Origin of the sequence: Belnapia moabensis DSM 16746, assembly GCF_000745835.1 — a bacterium.
GTDB lineage: Bacteria > Pseudomonadota > Alphaproteobacteria > Acetobacterales > Acetobacteraceae > Belnapia > Belnapia moabensis.
In genome coordinates this window covers 80,407-97,180 of record NZ_JQKB01000019.1, presented here as the reverse complement: position 1 = coordinate 97,180, position 16,774 = coordinate 80,407, and the positions used below count along the sequence as shown (strand labels likewise).

Here is a 16,774-nt window from a genome sequence, read left to right as displayed (position 1 = left end):
GGCGGGCGCGTCTTGTCGCGCAGCAGTCCGTCGACGCCCTGCTCGGCATAGCGCTGTTGCCAGCGCCACACCGCGGGGCGGCTGACGCCCGCCCGGCGCGCCACCTCCAGGACAGGCAGCCGCTCGGCCGACAGCAGGATGATGGTGGCCCGCTGCGTATGCTTGAGCGGGCGGTTCCGGTCGCCGATGATCGCACTCAGGCGGGTGCGGTCGGCCGATCCAACGATGACACTGACGGTCTGGGCCATAGCCGGAGAATTCCACCGCAGCGGCCCGCTGTGAATCCTCCGTCTGGGTCAGTGCACTAGAGCACGAGGTCGCGCCGGGCGCGGCGGATGGCCGCCATGCCGAGCAGGTTGGTGCCGGCGATCCAGGCGCAGACATAGCCGATATCGTAGGTCGTCGGCACTGCGCCGCCAAAATGCCCGTCGCGGATCAGCTCGAAGATGTGGACGCTCGGAATCCAGATGGCGAGGCGCTGCGCCTCATAGGGCAGCCAGAACACCATCCAGAAGGCGCCGAGCAGCGGCATGGAGAGATAGGTGATGAGGTGAATCAGCCGCTCGAACAGCTCCGTATAGACGGCGCCGGCCGAGACCATCAGCGAGACGCCGTGCGAGAGCAGCAGCATCAGCACCATGCCGAAGAGCATTTTGAAGGGATCGGCCGGCCAGTGGCCGAAGGCGATGCCGAAGAAGACGAGGAAGACCACAAGCGCACCGAGCACCGCGGCGCCCTCGAGCAGGTTCCGCGCCAGCAGGATGTCGAGGATGGTGACGTTGCGGTGGTAGAGCAGCGACTGGTTGGACGGGATGCCGAAGGGTGCCCGGTTGATGATGCCGCGCAGCAGGTAGAAGGGGATGTAGGCGATCACCCAGAACTCGAAGGGGTTCAGCCCGCCCGGCATGGCATGGGCGATGAAGTAGTGCAGCGTGCCGAGGGCGCCGCCGAGCAGCGCCGGCTCCACGAAGAGCCAGAGATAGCCGAGATTGTCGCGGCCGAACCTCGTGCCGAGCTCGCGCAGCAGCAGGGCGCCGATGACGCGCAGCTGGCAGGCGAGAGCATCGCCCATCCGGGTGCCGCGCCGGGCTGGCGCAGGCTGGGCGGCACCGCTCACGGGCGTTGCAGGCCGCCGCCCCGGAGCAATGGCCGGGCCTCGGCCCATTGGCCATCGGCGCCGCAAACCAGCCGCGCCTGTTCGCCTGTACCGGCGCCGACCAGCACCTCGCGGCATTCACGGCCGCTGGCGGCATTGTAGGTGCGCAGGACGCGGACCCGTGCAGGGCCGCTGCCGGGCAGGGCGAGGGTGGTCTCGGCGCCGGGCTGGGCGGTTGCGGCGAAGGCGACGAGTGGAGTCATCGGCTCCACAGCGACGACGGGCGCGGCGGGGGTGCCGGCGCCGGGCGAGGTTGCTGCACTGCATCCAGCCAGGAGGCCGAGTCCCATCGCCGTCAGCACGAGCCCGGTGATGCGCGTCTGGACCGGACGGTCAGCGGCGGAATTGAACAGGATCACGATCGATGGCTCCCCCAATCCGTTTACCAAAACGTGAGCCAAGGACAAGCATTCTTCCTGCCAGAGGCGAACCGATGGTTCCTATAGACCCGGGTCCGTAAACGGTGCCTTAACAGCTGCTGGATGTTTTGATATCGTTTCATTTTATCACGTGGGTACGATGTCCGTGGATGCCGAGGCAAGCTTCGCCCATGTCGTCATCACCGGCGCCTCGCGCGGGCTGGGGGCGGTGGTGGCGCGGCGGCTGTCGCGACCGGGGCGGCGGCTGGGCCTGATCGCCCGCGGTGCGGCGGGGCTCGAGGAGACTGCGGCAGCATGCCGGGCGCGCGGTGCGACGGTGGAGACGGCAGTGCTCGATGTGCGGGAGGCACGGGCAATGGCTGACTGCCTCGCGGCCTGGGACGCGGCGGCGCCGATCGACGCTGTCATCGCCAATGCCGGGATCAATGGCGGTACCCGGCCGGATGGGAAGCCGGAGGGACATGCTTCGGCGAGCGCGCAGATCGCGGTCAACCTGATGGGGGCGGTCAACCTGGTGGAGCCGGCGCTGCCTTGGATGCTGGCGCGCGGGCGGGGCTCCGTGCTGCTGGTCGGGTCGGTCGCGGGGTTCATCGGACTGCCGGACGGTCCGGCCTATTCGGCGAGCAAGGCGGGGCTTTGGGCCTATGGCGAGGCGCTGCGGGCGGCGCATGGACCGGCGGGCCTCCGGGTGACGCTGGTGGCGCCGGGCTTCTTCGAGAGCGCGATGTCGGCGCGCTTCCTCGGCGGGCATCCGTTCGAGATGCCGGTAGAGGAGGTGGCGGTGCGGGTGGAGCGCGCCCTGCTCGGGGCGCAGGGCAGGGTGGTGATGCCCTGGTTCTTTGGGGCGGCGCTGCGGGGGCTGGCCTTGCTGCCGGCCCCCGTGGCGGACCGGCTGGTGCGGCGATTCCGGTTCCGGATCGCGCCGGAGGGCTAGATCGGCGGTGCCATGTCCTTCCAAGGGACAGCACGCTCATAGCCGGCGGCGGCACGGTAGAGCAGGGCTTCCCGGAAGCTTGGGGCCACCAGTTGCAGGCCGAGCGGAAGGCCCGCCTCACGGCTCAGGCCGCACATGACGCTGATAGCGGGATGGCCGGTGACGTTGAAGGGCGTCCGGGCCTGGCGGGGATAGGTCCGCTCCACCTCCGCCGCGTCGTCGATGCGGCAGGCGGGGTCCATGGAGCTGGCGCAGAACAGCAGGTCCACCTCGGCGAAGGAGGCCTCCACGGCGGCGACCAGCTCGTGCCGCCGCCGCTGCGCCTGCACGTAGTCGGCGCCGGTGACGAACATGCCGGGCAGCAGCCGGCGGCGGGTGATATGGGCGTAGTCGCCGGGACGCTCGCGCAGCCAAGCCTCGTGGATAGCGGTCGCTTCGGGGAGCATAATGGTGCGGTTGACGCCGGCGAACTCGGCCAAGGGTGGCAGGATTACCGTCGTCACCCGGGCGCCCTCGGCTGCCAGCAGTGCGGCGGCGGCCTCCAGTGCGGCGGCCATCTCTGGCGTCGCCGGCTGGTCGTACTCGTGGAAATGGCGAACGAAGCCGATCCGCAGCCCCTTCAGGCCCAGATGGAGGTCACGCGTGTAATCCTCGGTCGGGTGCGGAGCGCTGCCTGGGTCTGCCGGGTCATGCCCTGCGATGGCGTTCAGCAGCAGGGCGTTGTCGCGCACCGTGCGGGTCATCGGCCCGACATGGTCGAGGGTGAAGGAGAGCGGGAAGACGCCGCGGCGGGAAACGAGGCCATAGGTCGGCTTCAGCCCCACCAGGCCGCAATGGCTGGCAGGGTGGCGGACGGAGCCGCCGGTATCCGTACCAAGGGCAGCGGGCAGCATCCGCGCGGCGACCGCTACACCGGAGCCTGAGGAGGAGCCGCCTGGATGGTGCGCCGTGTTCCAGGGGTTGCGGGCAGGCGGGAAGGGAAGGTCGAAGGCCGGGCCGCCGATGGCGAATTCATGCGTCGCCAGCTTGGCTGGGAAAAGGGCGCCGGCGCCGCGCAGGCGGGCGGTGGCCTGGGCGTCCTCCGCGGCGATGCGATCGACCTGCAGCTTCGAGTGGCAGGTGGTCGGGTGACCGGCGAGGTCGATGATGTCCTTCAGCCCGACCGGAATGCCGTGCATCGGGCTGCGTGGGCCGCCGCGGACAATCTCGGCCTCGGCCGCCCGGGCCTGGGCCATGGCCTCGTCGGCCAGAAGGCGGATGACAGCATTGAGGCGCGGCTCCACCGCGGCGATTCGCCCAAGGCAGGATTGCAGAAGCTCGACCGGCGACAAGCGGCGGGCGGCGATGAGAGCCGCCGCCTCGGCCAGCGGTAGGGCATGCGGCTCCGTCACGGATTCACCGGGGCGCGGTAGGGTGGGGTCGGCTCGGCGGCAGGGCTTGCCGGGCGGGTGAAGGCATTGCGGAAGCGGGCGGCGAGGGCGATCGCCTCCTCCACATCGGCGCGGTGGTCCTGCCAGGCGCGGTCGAGGCCCGCGGCCTTCGCCAAGGTTTCGGCCTTGTCTGTCATCCCGCTGCTCTCCTTAGGTGATGCGGGGATCGTGGCCCAAAAGGATGGGAGGCGGAACCCTTGCGGGCGCCGCCCCGGTGCATGCGCCGCCGGGAGGGGAGGCCCACCGCCTGCAATGGAAGCCTGCGCCGGTAGGGCGAAGAAGTCGTCGTGGTGCTGTCGTCTTTCGTCGCGCGAGGGCGGGGGCTATGCAGGGAGGCGTCGCCATGGGGGAGGAGAAGATGCCAGCGCCACAGCCGTCGCCACCGCAGGGGCTGCCGCTCGAGGGGCTCAGGATCGTCGAGCTGGGGCATTACATTGCCGCGCCCTTCGCCACGCGGCTGCTCGCGGATCTCGGTGCCGAGGTCATCAAGGTGGAACCGCCAGAGGGCGACCCGGTGCGGGGCTGGGGCTCCGCCGTCGATGGGAATGCCGTCTGGTTCAGCGTGCACGGCCGCAACAAGCTCTCGGTCACGCTCGACCTGAAGAGCGAGCCGGACAAGGCGAAGCTCAGGCGGCTGGTGGCGCGGGCGGATGGGCTGATCGAGAATTTCCGGCCCGGCCAGCTGGAGCGCTACGGGCTCGGTCCGGCCGACCTGCATGCGGTCAACCCGCGCCTCGTCATCGCGCGGATCAGCGGCTACGGGCAGGACGGCCCCTATCGTGACAAGCCGGCCTTCGGGGCGATCGGCGAGGCAATGGGCGGCCTCAGGCATCTCACCGCCAATCCCGGGCAGACCGACATGCCGCCGCCGCGCTGCGGCGTCTCGATCAGCGACGACCTGGCGGGGATGTATGCCGCGATGGGGCTGGTCTCGGCCTGCTGGCAGGTGAAGGGCAATCCGGCGGCGCGTGGGCGCGTCCTCGATGTCGACCTGGTCGGCAGCGTCTTCTCGTTGATGGAGGGGATGCTGCCGGAATACGGGCTGTTCGGCTGGGTGCGGCAGCCGCAGGGGGCGGCGATTAAGACGGCGGCGCCGACCAACACCTATCCCTGCGCGGATGGGAAGTGGCTTTGCATCGCCGGTAATTCGGATCTCATCTTCCGCCGGCTGATGGCGGCGATCGGGCGGCCTGAGGCGGTGGGCGATCCGCGCTTCGCCAACAATGCGCGGCGCTGCGAGCATGTCACCGAGCTGGACGCCATGATCGCCGACTGGACCCGGACCCTGCCGGCCGCCGAGGCGGAGGCGTTGCTGGAGCGGGCCGAAGTGCCCTGCTCGCGCCTCTACGACATGCGGGATTGCGCGGAGGACCCGCATTTCCGCGCGCGAGGGCTGGTGATGGAGGTCGAGGACCCACTGCTCGGCCGCGTGCTGCATCCGGCGGCGCCTTTCCGCTTCGACGGCGTCGCGCCGCGCGAAATGGTGCGCTGGACGGGCCCGGCCGCGGGGGCGCACAACCGGCATGTCTTCGAAGAATTGCTGAAGGAGGGCGAGGAATGACCGGGATCGCGCTGTCGGAGGTGGCCCCGAGGGACGGGCTGCAATCCATTGGGGATTTCGTGCCGACGGAGACCAAGATCGGGCTGGTGCGCGCCTGCTACGAAGCTGGCTTGCGGCGAATGGAGGTGGGCAGCTTCGTCTCGCCCAAGGCCATCCCGCAGATGGCGGATACCGGTGCCGTCCTCAAATTCGCGAAGCAGCTCGAGGGGCTGGAGTGCACCGTTCTGGTGCCGAACCGCAAGGGCTTCGAGGCGGCGATGGCGGCAGGCGCCGACCGGCTCGGCCTCTTCATGTCGGTGACGGAGAGCCACAACAAGGCGAACCTGAACCGCAGCCGGGCGGAGAGCCTGGCCGACCTCTCGGCCATCGTGCGCGAGGCGCCGAAGGGGACGCCGATCCGCTTCAATCTCTCCTGCGCCTTCCACTGCCCCTTCGAGGGGGTGGTGCCGGAGCAGGCGACGCTCGACCTAGTGGAGCAGGTGGTGGCGCTCGACCCGGAGATGGAGATCGCCATCTGCGACACCACCGGGAATGCGGCGCCGGACCAAGTGCAGCGGATCTTCGAACGCGCCATTGCCGCCTGGGGCAAACGCTTCGCCTTCCACGGGCATGACACCTATGGGATGGGCGTCGCCAATGTGGTCGCGGCCTATGAGGCAGGGGTGCGGGTCTTCGATGCGGCCTCGGGCGGCATCGGCGGATGCCCCTTCGCGCCGGGCGCGACAGGTAACGTGGCGATGGAGGATGTCGCCTGGATGTTCGGCCGGATGGGCGTTGAAACCGGCATCGCATGGGACCGCTTGCTCACCGCCGCCGACATGGCCGCCGCCGTGCCCGGCGCCGTCCCCGGCGGTGCGATGCGTCGCGTCCCCGCCGCCCGCAGGGCGGCGTAACTCGGAGAAAACAAAGGGGGCCCGGGAGAAGCGTCTTCCCCCGGGCCTTCTCCTCTAGCGCCTGCGCGCCGGAGTCCGGTTCTGCCGCGGCGGCGGAGCGGGTGGCGTGGGCGGGGCCGGCGGCGCCGTGTAGTTCACGGTGACCGCAACCCGCATCGTGGCATTGCCCGGCACAAGCTTGACGGTGAAATTATCCGTCCCGCCAAATGCGGCATTCGGGATGTAGTCCACGCGCGTGTTGTCGCCGACCGTATGGATATGGAGCCGGCCGTTCTGCGGGCGTCCGACCACCGTGCCATAGGCGAAGGGCTTCGGCCCGGACTGGGCGACGGTAATGCCGCACCAGCCGCCATCGTTGTCGACGGTCATGACGGTGTCGACCTGCTGCCCGGCGGAGAGCACGGCAGGCTGCGGCACGGTGCAGGTCTTGGCGCCGCCGGCGAGGTCGTTCGCGTAGAGGCGGGCGCCCGTCGCAGCTTGGCGAGCCTCCTGCGGCTGGGCGCAGGCGGCGAGCAAGGCGGCCAGCGCGAGCGGGCCGGCGAGGGGAAGGCGCAATGTCATCGCGTATGGGTTCCAGCGGTGCGGCGGGCCGGGGTGGCCGCGCGAGGGGCGGGCGCGCCCTGGCAGGCCGTGGCGCCGGAGGAGAGCAGGTCCTTGCCGGCGGCGTAGCCGGGGAGGTCGTCCGGGCTCTGCAGCGCCATCACCTCGTCGAAGAGGCCGCCATTGCGGGAGCAAAAGTCGCTGCCGAGCGAGCGGGCGACGTTCGAGCGCACATTGGCCAGCTCGGTGATGTAGATATCGTTCTGCCGCTGGCCGGGGCGGGTACCGCCATGGGTGCGGATGAAGTACTGGCCGAAGGCGCGACCGTTTTGCGCCAGGGCCGGCTGGTACTTCTGCACGAAGGCGTTGTAGCGGTCTTCCTGCTTGCAGGTGGTAGCGACCACCATCAACTCGGTCTTCAGCGCCTCGATCTCGAAGACGGTCTGGTCGGTCTCGGCGGCGCAGCGCGGCAGGGCGCTGGCGGGCTGGGCGGCGAGGAGCACGCCGGCCATCAGCAGCGCAACCGGCGCGGCTCCGGGGCGGCGACGCAGCCACCTGTTCGATTTGGTCATCACCTGGCCCTTCCTGAGCAATTGCGGGCCCCGTCCTTCCGGCCGGTCGTGCCGGCGCGGCTGGATCTTCCCCCCGCATGCAGGGCGTCTTTCGCATACTCGGCGAGTTTGAGCGAGAGGTTGATGATGGCGTTCCAGTAATGCCCTACAACCCTTTGATCGGACATGCTTTCCATGTCGCTACACCGGTGGTTTCGGTTATGGTGCCGGCGGTTGGGGGCGCCGAGGGTGGATTCGCTGCGATGCGTTGGATGATGCTGCTGGCCCTGCTCGGGCTCGCCGCCTGTGGTTCGGCACGGGCGCCGCGGAGCGTGGCGGAGGGGGCCGGCGACTGGAGTTGCGTGCCCTATGTGCGAGCGCGGACCGGGCTGCCGATCCGCGGGGATGCCTGGGAATGGTGGGAGGGCGGCGCGGCCTACGCGCGGGGCCGAGCGCCGCGGGCGGGGAGCGTGCTGGTCCTCATGCGGACCTCGCGGCTGCCGCAGGGACATGTCTCGCTGGTGGCACGCGTGGTCTCGGCACGGGAAATCCGGGTGGACCACGCCAATTGGGCCTCGGGGAGGGGCAAGGGGCGGGTAGCGCGCGACCAGCCGGTGCTCGACGTGTCGCCGGGCAATGACTGGTCCCTTGTGCGGGTCTGGTATCCGCCGGTGAACGGCTACGGTGCCACGGCCTATCCGGCCTATGGCTTCGTCCATCCGGGTTAGCTGCGGATCATTGGGCAGGCGCCCTCGGAGAGTGGGCGGAATGCCTGGTCGCCGGGGATGGTGGCGGCGAGGCGGTAGACATCGCCGGGATAGCGGCTCTCGCCGGGCTTCTTCACCTCGAGCAGGTAGGAGGGGTGGAGCTTGCGGCCGTCCTCGCGAATGAGGCCCTGCCCGAAGGCATCGTCATCGGTCGGCATGCGCTTCATCTGCGCCACCACCTCGCGGCCGCTGGCCTTGGCACGCGCTACGCCGAGGACCTGCACGGCCTTCAGGTAGTGCAGGACGCCGCTGTAATTCGCGGCATGGACGTAGTTGGGAAAGACACCGGCGGGGAGCTTCTGCTGCACGCGGCGGGTGAAGCCACGGGTGCGGTCGTCGAGGTCCCACCAGAAAGTTTCGGCGATATACATCCCCTGCATCGTCTGCAGTCCGGAGGCGACGACGGCGGTGATGGAGCCGATGATGGCGGCGAGCTTCATGCTGCGGGTCAGGCCGAATTCCTGCGCCTGCTTCACGCAGTTGATCAGGTCGTCGCCGGCCATGGCGAGGCCGAGAACCTTGGCGCCAGACGCCTTCGCCTGGAGCAGGAAGGCGGAGAAATCCGTGGTCTGTGGAAAGGGGTAGCGCGAGGCGCCGAGCATCTTGCCGCCAGCGGCCTCGATGAAGCGGGTGGTGTCGCGCTCGATCGCGTGGCCGAAGGCGTAGTCGGCGGTGACGAAGTACCAGCGGTCGCCGCCCGCCTTGGTGAGCGCGGTGCCGGAGGTGTTGGAGAGGCAGTAGGTATCGTAGGCCCAATGGATGCTGTTGGGCGTGCAGGCGCGGCCGGTCAGGTCCGAGGTGCCGGCGGAGGCATTGAGATGGAGCTTGTCCTTCTCGACACAGACCGGGTTGATGCCAAGGGCGATGGCGCTGTTGCCGACATCGGTGACGATGTCGACGCCGCGCTGGTCGAACCATTGGCGCACGGTGTTGATGCCGACATCCGGCTTGTTCTGGTGGTCGGCGGTGATGATCTCGACGCGGACCGCCGGGTTGGCAGCGGTGAATTCCTCGACTGCCTGGCGGACGCAGGCGACGGAGGTGGGCCCGGTCACGTCGCGATAGGGGCCGGCGAGGTCGGTCAGCACGCCGATGCGGATGACATCGGCGGGCTGGGCGCGGAGGGATGGGGCTGCGAGCAGGCCAGCGGTGGCACCGAGCGCGGCGCGGCGGGTGAAGTGCATGGACGAGGCTCCCTTCGGCGCCCCTTGGCTGGGACGCTCACGGGACGAGCCTAGAGGTTGTCACCCTTTGCGGTACAGGGTGTGGATCGCCGGATCGAGGGCGACATCGATCAGCATGGGGGAGGGCGAGGCGAAAGCCGAGGACAGCGCCGCGGTTAGGTCGGCCGGGTCGGCAACCTGGCGGGCGGGGCAGCCCATACCGGCCGCGAGGCTCGGGAAGTCGAGGCCAGGGAGGTCGATGCCCGGGGCGTTCTCCACGCCGAGGACCCGGCTGAACGACCGCATGGCGCCGTAGCCGCTGTTGTTCAGCACGATGACGGTGAGGGGGAGGGCCTCGCGCACGGCGGTCCAGAGCGCCTGGATGGAGTACATCATCGACCCGTCGCCGATCACGGCGATGACGCGCCGGGCAGGATGGGCCAGTGCGACGCCGACCGCGGCAGGCAACCCATAGCCAAGGCCACCGCTCGCCATGGTGAAGAAGCCGCCCCAGTCCGGGATGGGCAGGTGCTGCTGGATCGCCGGGCGGTGGGAGGGTGCCTCCTCGACGATAATCGAATTGGCCGGGCGGGTTGCGGCGAGGTTGTGAAGAAGGAGCTCGACGGGGATGGGACTGGCAGCCGCCGGCGCTGGCAGGCTGGGGCGAGGGGGAGGCGCCGGGCGGCTGACCGGCGGCAGCAAGGCGGTGAGGGCCGGGACGCCGATGCGGAGGCTGCCGAGGATGCCGGTGCCGCAGGGGGCGGCGGCGATGGCCTCCCCATCGGCCGTCATCTGAATGAGGGGCGGAAGGCGGTAGTCGCCGGCGACATGGAAGGTAAAGACGGGGGCGCCGAGGACCATCACCAGGTCGTAGGACGCGAGCCCCGTGGTCACCGCATTCGGCGCGGCGGCGAGGAAGCCAGCGAAGAGTGGATGCGTCTCCGGAAAGCTGACGCGGCTGGAAAAGGGGCTGGCGAGGACGGGGGCGTTGAGGCGCTCGGCAAGGGCGACGACGGCAGGGCCGGCACCGCTGGCATCGACTTCGGGGCCGATGACGAGGACAGGTGAGCGGCTGGTGGCGAGGGCGGCTGCGGCATCCCTCAACAGGTCGGGGTCGGGGCCGGTGTCGCGCCCGATCCGGCGCAGGGGCAGAGGCTCGGCGGGGCTGGACCAGTCATCCATCGGGATGGAGACGAAGGTCGGGCCGCAGGGTGGCTGCATGGCGACGTGCCAGGCATGGGCGAGGGCGGCGGGCACATCCTCGGCGCGGGCCGGCTCTATTGACCATTTGACGTAGGGCTTCGGGAACTGCGCCGCCTCGGTGGCGCCGAGAAAGGGGTTCAGCGGCAGGAGGCTGCGGGCCTGCTGCCCGGCGGTAATCACCAGCGGGGCTTGGTTGCGGTAGGCGGTGAAGATGCTCCCTGCGGCATGGCCGACGCCGACCGCTGAATGCAGGGAGCAGAAGGCGGCGCGTCCCGTGGCACGGGCGAAACCGTCAGCCATGGCTACGACAGAGGATTCCTGAAGGCCGAGGATGTAGCGGAAGTCATTCGGCCAACGGTCGAGGAAGGGCAGTTCGGTGGAGCCGGGATTGCCGAAGACGGTCGTCATGCCGCAATCGCGCAGGAGTTGCATGACCGCATCGCGGACTGTGATGGTGCCGGGCGTTTCCATCGGGGAAGCTAAGCGCGAAGCAGGACCCGCCGAAAGGAGCCATCGCATGCCCCGCCTCGCCATCGGCACCGTGCTGCCCTCATCGAACCGGATGGTGGAGCGGGTGCTGAGCGCCATCCTGCCGCTTTTCCCCGAGGTGGATGGCTGCGTGGCGCGCATCCCCTATTGGGGGCAGGGGATGGGCCAGCCGGCCGATGGCTACGATCTCGGCAGCTTCCGCGAGGCGGCGCGACTGCTGGGGCATGCAGGCGTCGGTGTGGTCTGCTGGAACGGGACACGGGGGGCAGCCCTTGGCCTCGCGCATGACGAGGCCTTGGCGGCCGCAATGGGCGAGGCTGCGAGCTGTGTCGGCATCACCACGGTGATGGCGACGGTACGCGTGCTGGAGCGGCTCGGCGTACGGCGGGTCGGGATGGTGGCCCAGGGGCCGGTGGAGGAGGCGGTGGCCCATGCGGCTGGCTTGCCGGTGGAGGTGGCGGCGCTGCGTGGCCTCGGCATCCGCGACAATGCCATGGCGAGCGCGGTGGAGCCGGCAGCGATCGCCTCGCTCGCACGCGAAGTAGCAGCAGGCGCGGAGGCGGTGCTGATCTGGAGCACCAATCTGCCGGGGCTCGCGCTGGTGCCGGAGCTGGAAGCAGAATTTGGCGTGCCCGTGCTTGACTCCGCCTCGATCGGCGTCTGGGCCTGCCTGGATGCGCTCAGCCTGGACAAGCGTCCGGCCGCTGGGCTCGGCCGCCTGTTCAGCCTGACTTAAGGGCGAGGTCCGGGGCCAAGCCTTGGCCCCGATGGGGGCTGAGCCCTCGTCCCGCCTCAGTCGCCCGCCGCCGCCTGCTTCAGCAGATTGGCCGCCGCCCGCGTCCGCGCCATGCGCGTCGCTGCCCGCAGCGCCGTCTCCATCTGCCCGCGCATTTCAGACCAGGTGCGGTCCCAGGAGATCTGCGCGAGGCGCCGGTCCACCTGTTTCAGCCAGGGGGCACGGGGACGCGCCAGCATCATGTCGAGGGCGCGAGCGAAGCCTTCCGCATCCTCGGCGATCTCGACGAGGCCCTGGGTGCCATCAGGCTTCGGGCCCCAGTCGCGCACCACATCGGTGATCGGCGTCGAGACGACGGGCAGGCCTGCGGCCAGGAATTCCGGCGTCTTGGTCGGGCTGATGAAGCGAGTGCTCTCGTTCTGCGCGAAAGGCATGAAGCCCGCATCCCAGGCGCCGAGATAGGCCGGCAACTGCTTGTAGTCGCGTCCGCCGACCCAGTGGATGTTCGGAAGGCGCGGCAGATCGGCCGGTTCGATCTTCACCACCGGACCGATCATGACGAAGGACCAGTCGGGTCGGAGCGCGGCGAGTTCGCCGACCAGGGTGGGGTTCATCCGCTCGTCGACCACACCGAAGAAGCCGATGCGCGGGCGAGCCAGCCCGGTCATGTCGGCCGGCTCGGCAGCGCCGTTCCGCGCGGCGGCGAAATGCGCGGTGTCGATCGAGGAGGGGAAGCAAGAGACGCGGGCATGGCGGTTGCGCTTCGCCTCGTAAAGGCTGCGGCCGCCGGTGAAGACCAGGTCGGCGCGATTCAACAGCGCCTGCTCCAGCTCAAGCATCCGAGGCGGAGCGCCACGGAAAGCGGAAAGCTCGTCCATGCAGTCGTAGACGGTGATGTCGGGACGTAGATGGGCGGAGAACTCCAGCGCCATCGGCGTGTAGTACCAGGCGATCATCGGCCGACCGGCCTCGGGCGCCAGTAGGTCGTTCAGCATGCTGCGCTGAGCGGCGATGGCGGCGGCGGCGGGGATGCCCTCCGGCAGGAGGGGAACCGCGACGGTGACGCCCTCGGGCGTCCGGTGCAGGTCAAGGCGTGGGGCCGCACCCGGCTGATAGAGCGGCTCCTCAAGAAAGATCACGTCATAGGTCTGAGCAGCTCGCGTCAGTAGGTGCTGCGGCCGCTGGAAAACGAAGTTCCAGCGGAGATGCGAGAGGCAGAGCAGCAGCGTGGACGGAGTCGGCCGCACGGCGGCCAAGCGCGGGGTAACGCTACCCGGCAGGGCATCGGTCATGAAGGGTCCCTTCAGTTACAGTCGCCGTGGGACCACCAGCGGGGAACCCGCCGGCGGGGTTCGAACCTGGCCGGCAAGCCGCGTATCGCGCGGTCGGGCCTACGGATCGGTTATGTCAGTGCAACGCAGCGAAGGGGCCGGAGGTTCCCGGCCGACAGAGCGGCGGCTGCGCAACGGTTCAGCCCGGAGCCGCCACCTTGTCGCCGTAATTGCAATGCGTTGCGGCCGGGCAGTGCCAGCACTCCGGAAGTCGGGCCTTGCAGATGTAACGGCCGTGCAGAATCAACCAGTGATGTGCATCGCGCAGCAGCTCCGGCGGGCAGCGCTTCACCAGCCCATCCTCCACCTCGCGTGGCGTCTTGCCCGGGGCGAGGCCGGTGCGGTTGCCGAGGCGGAAGATATGGGTATCGACCGCCATGGTGTTCTCGCCGAAGGCGACATTGAGGACGACATTCGCCGTCTTGCGGCCGACCCCGGGCAGGGCCTCGAGCGCCGCCCGGTCGCCAGGGACTTCCCCATTGTGACGTTCGATCAGCAGTCGGGAGAGGGCCGCGACATTCTTCGCCTTGCCCTGCCAGAGACCGATGCTGCGGATGAAGGGGCCGATGCCCTCGGCGCCGAGGGCAGCCATCTCGGCCGGGCCGGGGGCGGCGGCGAAGAGGGCTGGGGTGCAGCGGTTCACAGCCGCATCGGTGGTCTGGGCGGATAGGACGACGGCCACGAGCAGAGTGAAGGGCGTAGTATAGAGAAGCTCGGTTTCCGGCTTCGGGTTGTACATGGCCAGGGCACGGAGGAACTCGCCCGCCTGGGCCGCCGACATGCGGCGGGCACGCCGGGGCTCGGTCGCGGTGCCATGGAGCGGAGGCCGGGACGGCTTCGCACGGGTTTGACCAGTGGTTTTCGCAGGCATTCGAGGCATGGGTTGCGTTGCATCAGCCATGGCAGGATGCACTGCCCATCCCATGTCCTCTGATGTTATGCCAGTCCCCGCTGAATCCGCTCCCGAGCCGGTCCTGTTCGAGGCCATCCTGACGCCAGCGCGAAGTCTGGGGCGGCGCGGGATGCGCGTGCTGAGTATCGCGCTGCTCGGCCTCTCGGCGGCAACCGGAGGTTTCTTCCTGATGCTCGGCGCCTGGCCGGTTCTCGGCTTTTCAGGGGTCGAAGCAGCCCTGGTGCTGGGGCTGCTGGCGATGCACCGCCGCTGGAGTCAGCGGGCGATGGAGGTTTTGATCCTAACGGGGGACCGGCTGACGATCCACCGCACGGACGGGCGCGGGCGGAGGGAGGAGATCGCCATCGACCCCTATTGGGCCCGGCTCCGGCTGGAGGAGCGGCCGGGGCGGGTGAGCCTGCTGGTGCTGCGGCAGCGAGGGAGCGAAGTGGAGATCGGACGGCTGCTCGGCGACGAGCAGAAGCGGAACCTCGCGGGCGCTCTCGACGATGCGTTGCGCCGGCTGAGGCAGCCGGTCTTCGACAACCCGCAACTGCGCGACGGGTGAGACCCGGCTAGTCGGCCGGGGTCAGGCTCTTGATGAGGTCGAAGACGCGCTTGCGGACGGAGGGATCGGTGATGCGGTAATAGGCGCGGACGAGTTCCAGCGTTTCCCGGCGATGAAGCGTGTCGTCCTCGAAGGCGTCCTGGCTGTCGGCGAAGCCCATGGCGCGACGGATGCCGTTCATGGTTCCCCCGACGGCATCGGGCATGTCGTCGAAGAAGAAGCCGATCGGGACATCAAGCACCCGAGCCAGGTCGAAGAGGCGGCTGGCGCCGATGCGGTTCACGCCGCGCTCGTATTTCTGCACCTGCTGGAAGGTGAGGCCGAGCGCCTCGCCCAGTTTCTCCTGGCTCATGCCGAGCAGGGTGCGACGCAGGCGGACCCGCGTGCCAACATGTACGTCGATCGGGCTCGGGCGCGGCTCCCGTGCCGTACGGTCCAGGGGTTCGTCGCTCGGCATCTCAACCTATCCCATTCCGGGCCGCCCCAGGCGGAGAGCGCCCCCAAGCTGCAGCCGAGGCGCGGGCGGCAACGGCAGGGACCATCTCCCTAAGGGGCTTCTACGCGTGCGGCCACAAAGCGTCAATACTTTTAAGATTTCTCAATAAAGATCAGGTTCGCGGCCCGCGCGGCGTAAGCGGCCCGGATACAACCTGAAGCCGTAACAGCCAAGCCAGGGTAATGCTGAGAAGCGCGAGGGCGAGGGGAATCGCCAACCCGAAATGCGCAAAGGGTGGCGGCGAAGCGGGGCCAGGAAGCGCGACCACGGTGGTGCCCATGGTGCCGAGGGGGATCATGGCGAGGCGCCGGCCATGCGAATCGAAAAGGGCCGAAATTCCAGTCTGCGCCGCGCGGGCGAGCGGCAACCCTTCCTCCACCGCGCGGAGCCGGGCCGCAGCGAGATGCTGCCAGGGGCCGGCAGAGATGCCGAACCAGCCATCATTGGTGATATTCACCAGCCAGTCCGGACGCGGCGATGGGGTGACGGCGCTGGGGAAAATCACTTCGTAGCAGATCAGTGCGCCAAAGGGCGGCAAGCCAGGCGGATCCAGGCGCTGCGGCCCAGGGCCGGCGGAGAAGTCCATCCCTCCCGTTACCAGGCGAATCGGCAGAAGGCCGGCAAGCGGCATGTATTCGCCGAAGGGGACGAGATGGGACTTGTCGTAGACCGCTTGCACCCGGCCTTCCGAATCGAGGGCGACCAAGCTGTTGAAGACGCGCTGTAGCTGACCGTCAGGCGCCCATTCGCCGCGCACCGTGCCGGCCAGGAGGGTCGCGCCGGGCGGAAGGGCCTCCGCAGCCATGCGCTGCGCCTCCGGGTCCTGGGCCAGGAGGAAAGGGCTGGCGGTTTCTGGCCAGATCGCTACCAGCTTACTGCCGGGGGCGGCGTGCCGTGCGAACTCGGCGGTCAACTCTAGGTAGCGTTGAAAATTGCGCATTCGTTGCTCGGGGCGCCACTTTACCTCCTGCTGGATGTTGCCTTGCACCAGCAGGAGTTGCACCCCGGAGGCAGGCGGTGCGGGCTGGGCCAGCCGCCAAGCGCCGAAACCAGCAAGCGCGGCGAGAACTACGGCAGCCCCGGCCCAGGGACGCGGACCCGGCAGCAGCGGCAATCCCGCGAGCAGCATGGTCAGCAGAGAAAGGCCGTGGACGCCGATGAGCGCCGCCGGCTGGAGCGGCAGGGCGGCGAAGGCCCAGACCGTGCCCATCAGATTCCATGGGAAGCCGGTGAGGAGAAAGCCCTTCGCGAGCTCCGCCAGTACCCAGGTACCGGCAAAACCGAGCAGCCTTGGCCAGCCCGCAGGCAGGGCGCGGGCAACCAGCACCGGCGGCAAGACGAATAGTGCAAGGGGAATGGCGACGGCCGGTGCCGCCAAGGGGACGAGCCACCAGAAATTCGTGACATCGGTGAGGATGGCATGGGTGATCCAGTATATTCCTGCCAGCCCATGCCCCCATCCCCAGGCGAAGCCGAGCCAGGCGGCGCGCCTGCCGCTTGGCGCCGCAGCGGTCAAGGCCAGCAGGCCAGGGATGGCGATGAGCAGGATCGGTACGGCATGCACCGGCGGCAGGGCCAGGGCGGAGAGCAGTCCGAGTCCGAAGGCTGCCGCCAGTTGCCGCCGCCAGGGAAGCGCGACGACGCGCGCGAGAAGGGAGGTGAACACGGCCGCAGCTAGACCCGG

General features: G+C 69.3%; 19 protein-coding genes. 6 read left to right on the top strand and 13 right to left on the bottom strand.

Features of this window, described 5'->3' with window-relative positions:
• The 3 genes from EP26_RS14420 to EP26_RS14410 all read right to left on the bottom strand — a co-directional run.
• On the bottom strand, positions 1-248 hold a 248-nt coding region (locus tag EP26_RS14420; RefSeq protein ID WP_043339401.1), incomplete at its 3' end, for a helix-turn-helix domain-containing protein.
• A gap of 56 nt (positions 249-304) precedes the next feature.
• Positions 305-1,072 (bottom strand): ABC transporter permease, encoded by a 768-nt coding sequence (locus EP26_RS14415; RefSeq protein WP_043339399.1) that lies wholly within the window; start codon positions 1,070-1,072, stop codon positions 305-307.
• Between the two features lie 41 nt (positions 1,073-1,113).
• Positions 1,114-1,515, bottom strand: a complete 402-nt coding sequence (locus tag EP26_RS14410; protein WP_043339397.1) for a DVU3141 family protein — start codon at positions 1,513-1,515, stop codon at positions 1,114-1,116.
• A gap of 160 nt (positions 1,516-1,675) precedes the next feature.
• On the opposite strand from EP26_RS14410, the gene EP26_RS14405 reads away from it, so the two are divergent.
• A complete protein-coding gene (locus EP26_RS14405) occupies positions 1,676-2,470 on the top strand; it encodes an SDR family NAD(P)-dependent oxidoreductase (protein ID WP_043339396.1) in 795 nt (264 codons plus the stop codon).
• Here EP26_RS14405 and EP26_RS14400 read toward each other — a convergent pair.
• Together EP26_RS14400 and EP26_RS36230 are read right to left on the bottom strand one after the other, a co-directional pair.
• Positions 2,467-3,861 carry an amidase gene (locus EP26_RS14400; RefSeq protein WP_043339395.1) on the bottom strand — a complete coding sequence of 465 codons (1,395 nt, stop codon included), beginning with the start codon at positions 3,859-3,861 and terminating at the stop codon, positions 2,467-2,469. The two genes, EP26_RS14405 and EP26_RS14400, sit on opposite strands and share 4 nt — an antisense overlap.
• The gene (locus EP26_RS36230; RefSeq protein WP_043339393.1) at positions 3,858-4,037 is read right to left on the bottom strand and encodes a hypothetical protein; all 180 of its coding nucleotides are present in this window, start codon (positions 4,035-4,037) and stop codon (positions 3,858-3,860) included. Before EP26_RS36230 ends, EP26_RS14400 begins: the two co-directional genes overlap by 4 nt.
• Positions 4,038-4,258: 221 nt before the next feature.
• Here EP26_RS36230 and EP26_RS14390 point away from each other — a divergent pair, with 221 nt between their 5' ends.
• Both EP26_RS14390 and EP26_RS14385 read left to right on the top strand, forming a co-directional pair.
• Entirely contained in the window at positions 4,259-5,461 is a 1,203-nt protein-coding gene (locus EP26_RS14390) for a CaiB/BaiF CoA transferase family protein (protein ID WP_043339443.1), read from the top strand.
• Complete coding sequence (locus tag EP26_RS14385) at positions 5,458-6,354, top strand: hydroxymethylglutaryl-CoA lyase (RefSeq protein ID WP_043339391.1); 897 nt, start codon at positions 5,458-5,460, stop codon at positions 6,352-6,354. The genes EP26_RS14390 and EP26_RS14385 overlap by 4 nt, the downstream gene beginning before the upstream one ends.
• Positions 6,355-6,408: 54 nt before the next feature.
• On the opposite strand, the gene EP26_RS14380 is transcribed toward EP26_RS14385, so the two are convergent.
• Positions 6,409-6,915, bottom strand: a complete 507-nt coding sequence (locus tag EP26_RS14380) for a hypothetical protein (protein ID WP_043339390.1) — start codon at positions 6,913-6,915, stop codon at positions 6,409-6,411.
• Positions 6,912-7,466: a hypothetical protein gene (locus EP26_RS14375; RefSeq protein ID WP_052389186.1), complete on the bottom strand. Its 555-nt coding sequence runs from the start codon at positions 7,464-7,466 to the stop codon at positions 6,912-6,914. Before EP26_RS14375 ends, EP26_RS14380 begins: the two co-directional genes overlap by 4 nt.
• 242 nt (positions 7,467-7,708) lie before the next feature.
• Between EP26_RS14375 and EP26_RS14370 the strand changes: the two genes are divergently transcribed.
• A complete protein-coding gene (locus EP26_RS14370; protein WP_043339440.1) occupies positions 7,709-8,173 on the top strand; it encodes a CHAP domain-containing protein in 465 nt (154 codons plus the stop codon).
• Here EP26_RS14370 and EP26_RS14365 read toward each other — a convergent pair.
• Positions 8,170-9,396, bottom strand: coding sequence for an ABC transporter substrate-binding protein (locus tag EP26_RS14365; protein ID WP_043339389.1), 1,227 nt, complete (start codon positions 9,394-9,396; stop codon positions 8,170-8,172). The two genes, EP26_RS14370 and EP26_RS14365, sit on opposite strands and share 4 nt — an antisense overlap.
• Positions 9,397-9,456: 60 nt before the next feature.
• Complete coding sequence (mdlC, locus tag EP26_RS14360; RefSeq protein ID WP_043339387.1) at positions 9,457-11,049, bottom strand: benzoylformate decarboxylase; 1,593 nt, start codon at positions 11,047-11,049, stop codon at positions 9,457-9,459.
• A 46-nt stretch (positions 11,050-11,095) separates the two neighbouring features.
• Between mdlC and EP26_RS14355 the strand changes: the two genes are divergently transcribed.
• Positions 11,096-11,803 (top strand): aspartate racemase/maleate isomerase family protein, encoded by a 708-nt coding sequence (locus tag EP26_RS14355; protein ID WP_043339386.1) that lies wholly within the window; start codon positions 11,096-11,098, stop codon positions 11,801-11,803.
• Between the two features lie 56 nt (positions 11,804-11,859).
• On the opposite strand, the gene EP26_RS14350 is transcribed toward EP26_RS14355, so the two are convergent.
• Both EP26_RS14350 and nth read right to left on the bottom strand, forming a co-directional pair.
• Positions 11,860-13,095: a glycosyltransferase gene (locus tag EP26_RS14350; RefSeq protein ID WP_052389185.1), complete on the bottom strand. Its 1,236-nt coding sequence runs from the start codon at positions 13,093-13,095 to the stop codon at positions 11,860-11,862.
• Positions 13,096-13,273: 178 nt separating this feature from the next.
• Complete coding sequence (gene nth, locus EP26_RS14345) at positions 13,274-13,915, bottom strand: endonuclease III (protein WP_043339385.1); 642 nt, start codon at positions 13,913-13,915, stop codon at positions 13,274-13,276.
• Positions 13,916-14,012: 97 nt separating this feature from the next.
• Between nth and EP26_RS14340 the strand changes: the two genes are divergently transcribed.
• Complete coding sequence (locus tag EP26_RS14340) at positions 14,013-14,594, top strand: DUF2244 domain-containing protein (RefSeq protein WP_084112545.1); 582 nt, start codon at positions 14,013-14,015, stop codon at positions 14,592-14,594.
• A 7-nt stretch (positions 14,595-14,601) separates the two neighbouring features.
• Here the strand turns inward: EP26_RS14340 and EP26_RS14335 are convergent, their stop codons facing one another.
• Entirely contained in the window at positions 14,602-15,051 is a 450-nt protein-coding gene (locus EP26_RS14335) for a helix-turn-helix domain-containing protein (RefSeq protein ID WP_043339382.1), read from the bottom strand.
• A gap of 151 nt (positions 15,052-15,202) precedes the next feature.
• A complete protein-coding gene (gene lnt, locus EP26_RS14330) occupies positions 15,203-16,756 on the bottom strand; it encodes an apolipoprotein N-acyltransferase (RefSeq protein ID WP_043339380.1) in 1,554 nt (517 codons plus the stop codon).
• Positions 16,757-16,774 lie beyond the last annotated feature (18 nt).

Coding starts and splice junctions, on each gene's coding strand:
- EP26_RS14335 (WP_043339382.1), bottom strand. CDS start 15,051: ATGCCGAGCGACGAACCCCTGGACCGTACGGCACGGGAGCCGCGCCCG.
- EP26_RS14340 (WP_084112545.1), top strand. CDS start 14,013: ATGGGTTGCGTTGCATCAGCCATGGCAGGATGCACTGCCCATCCCATG.
- EP26_RS36230 (WP_043339393.1), bottom strand. CDS start 4,037: ATGACAGACAAGGCCGAAACCTTGGCGAAGGCCGCGGGCCTCGACCGC.
- EP26_RS14375 (WP_052389186.1), bottom strand. CDS start 7,466: ATGACCAAATCGAACAGGTGGCTGCGTCGCCGCCCCGGAGCCGCGCCG.
- EP26_RS14415 (WP_043339399.1), bottom strand. CDS start 1,072: ATGGGCGATGCTCTCGCCTGCCAGCTGCGCGTCATCGGCGCCCTGCTG.
- EP26_RS14370 (WP_043339440.1), top strand. CDS start 7,709: ATGCGTTGGATGATGCTGCTGGCCCTGCTCGGGCTCGCCGCCTGTGGT.
- EP26_RS14355 (WP_043339386.1), top strand. CDS start 11,096: ATGCCCCGCCTCGCCATCGGCACCGTGCTGCCCTCATCGAACCGGATG.
- EP26_RS14380 (WP_043339390.1), bottom strand. CDS start 6,915: ATGACATTGCGCCTTCCCCTCGCCGGCCCGCTCGCGCTGGCCGCCTTG.
- nth (WP_043339385.1), bottom strand. CDS start 13,915: ATGTCGGCGGCCCAGGCGGGCGAGTTCCTCCGTGCCCTGGCCATGTAC.
- EP26_RS14390 (WP_043339443.1), top strand. CDS start 4,259: ATGCCAGCGCCACAGCCGTCGCCACCGCAGGGGCTGCCGCTCGAGGGG.
- EP26_RS14385 (WP_043339391.1), top strand. CDS start 5,458: ATGACCGGGATCGCGCTGTCGGAGGTGGCCCCGAGGGACGGGCTGCAA.
- EP26_RS14365 (WP_043339389.1), bottom strand. CDS start 9,396: ATGCACTTCACCCGCCGCGCCGCGCTCGGTGCCACCGCTGGCCTGCTC.
- mdlC (WP_043339387.1), bottom strand. CDS start 11,049: ATGGAAACGCCCGGCACCATCACAGTCCGCGATGCGGTCATGCAACTC.
- EP26_RS14350 (WP_052389185.1), bottom strand. CDS start 13,095: ATGACCGATGCCCTGCCGGGTAGCGTTACCCCGCGCTTGGCCGCCGTG.
- EP26_RS14405 (WP_043339396.1), top strand. CDS start 1,676: ATGTCCGTGGATGCCGAGGCAAGCTTCGCCCATGTCGTCATCACCGGC.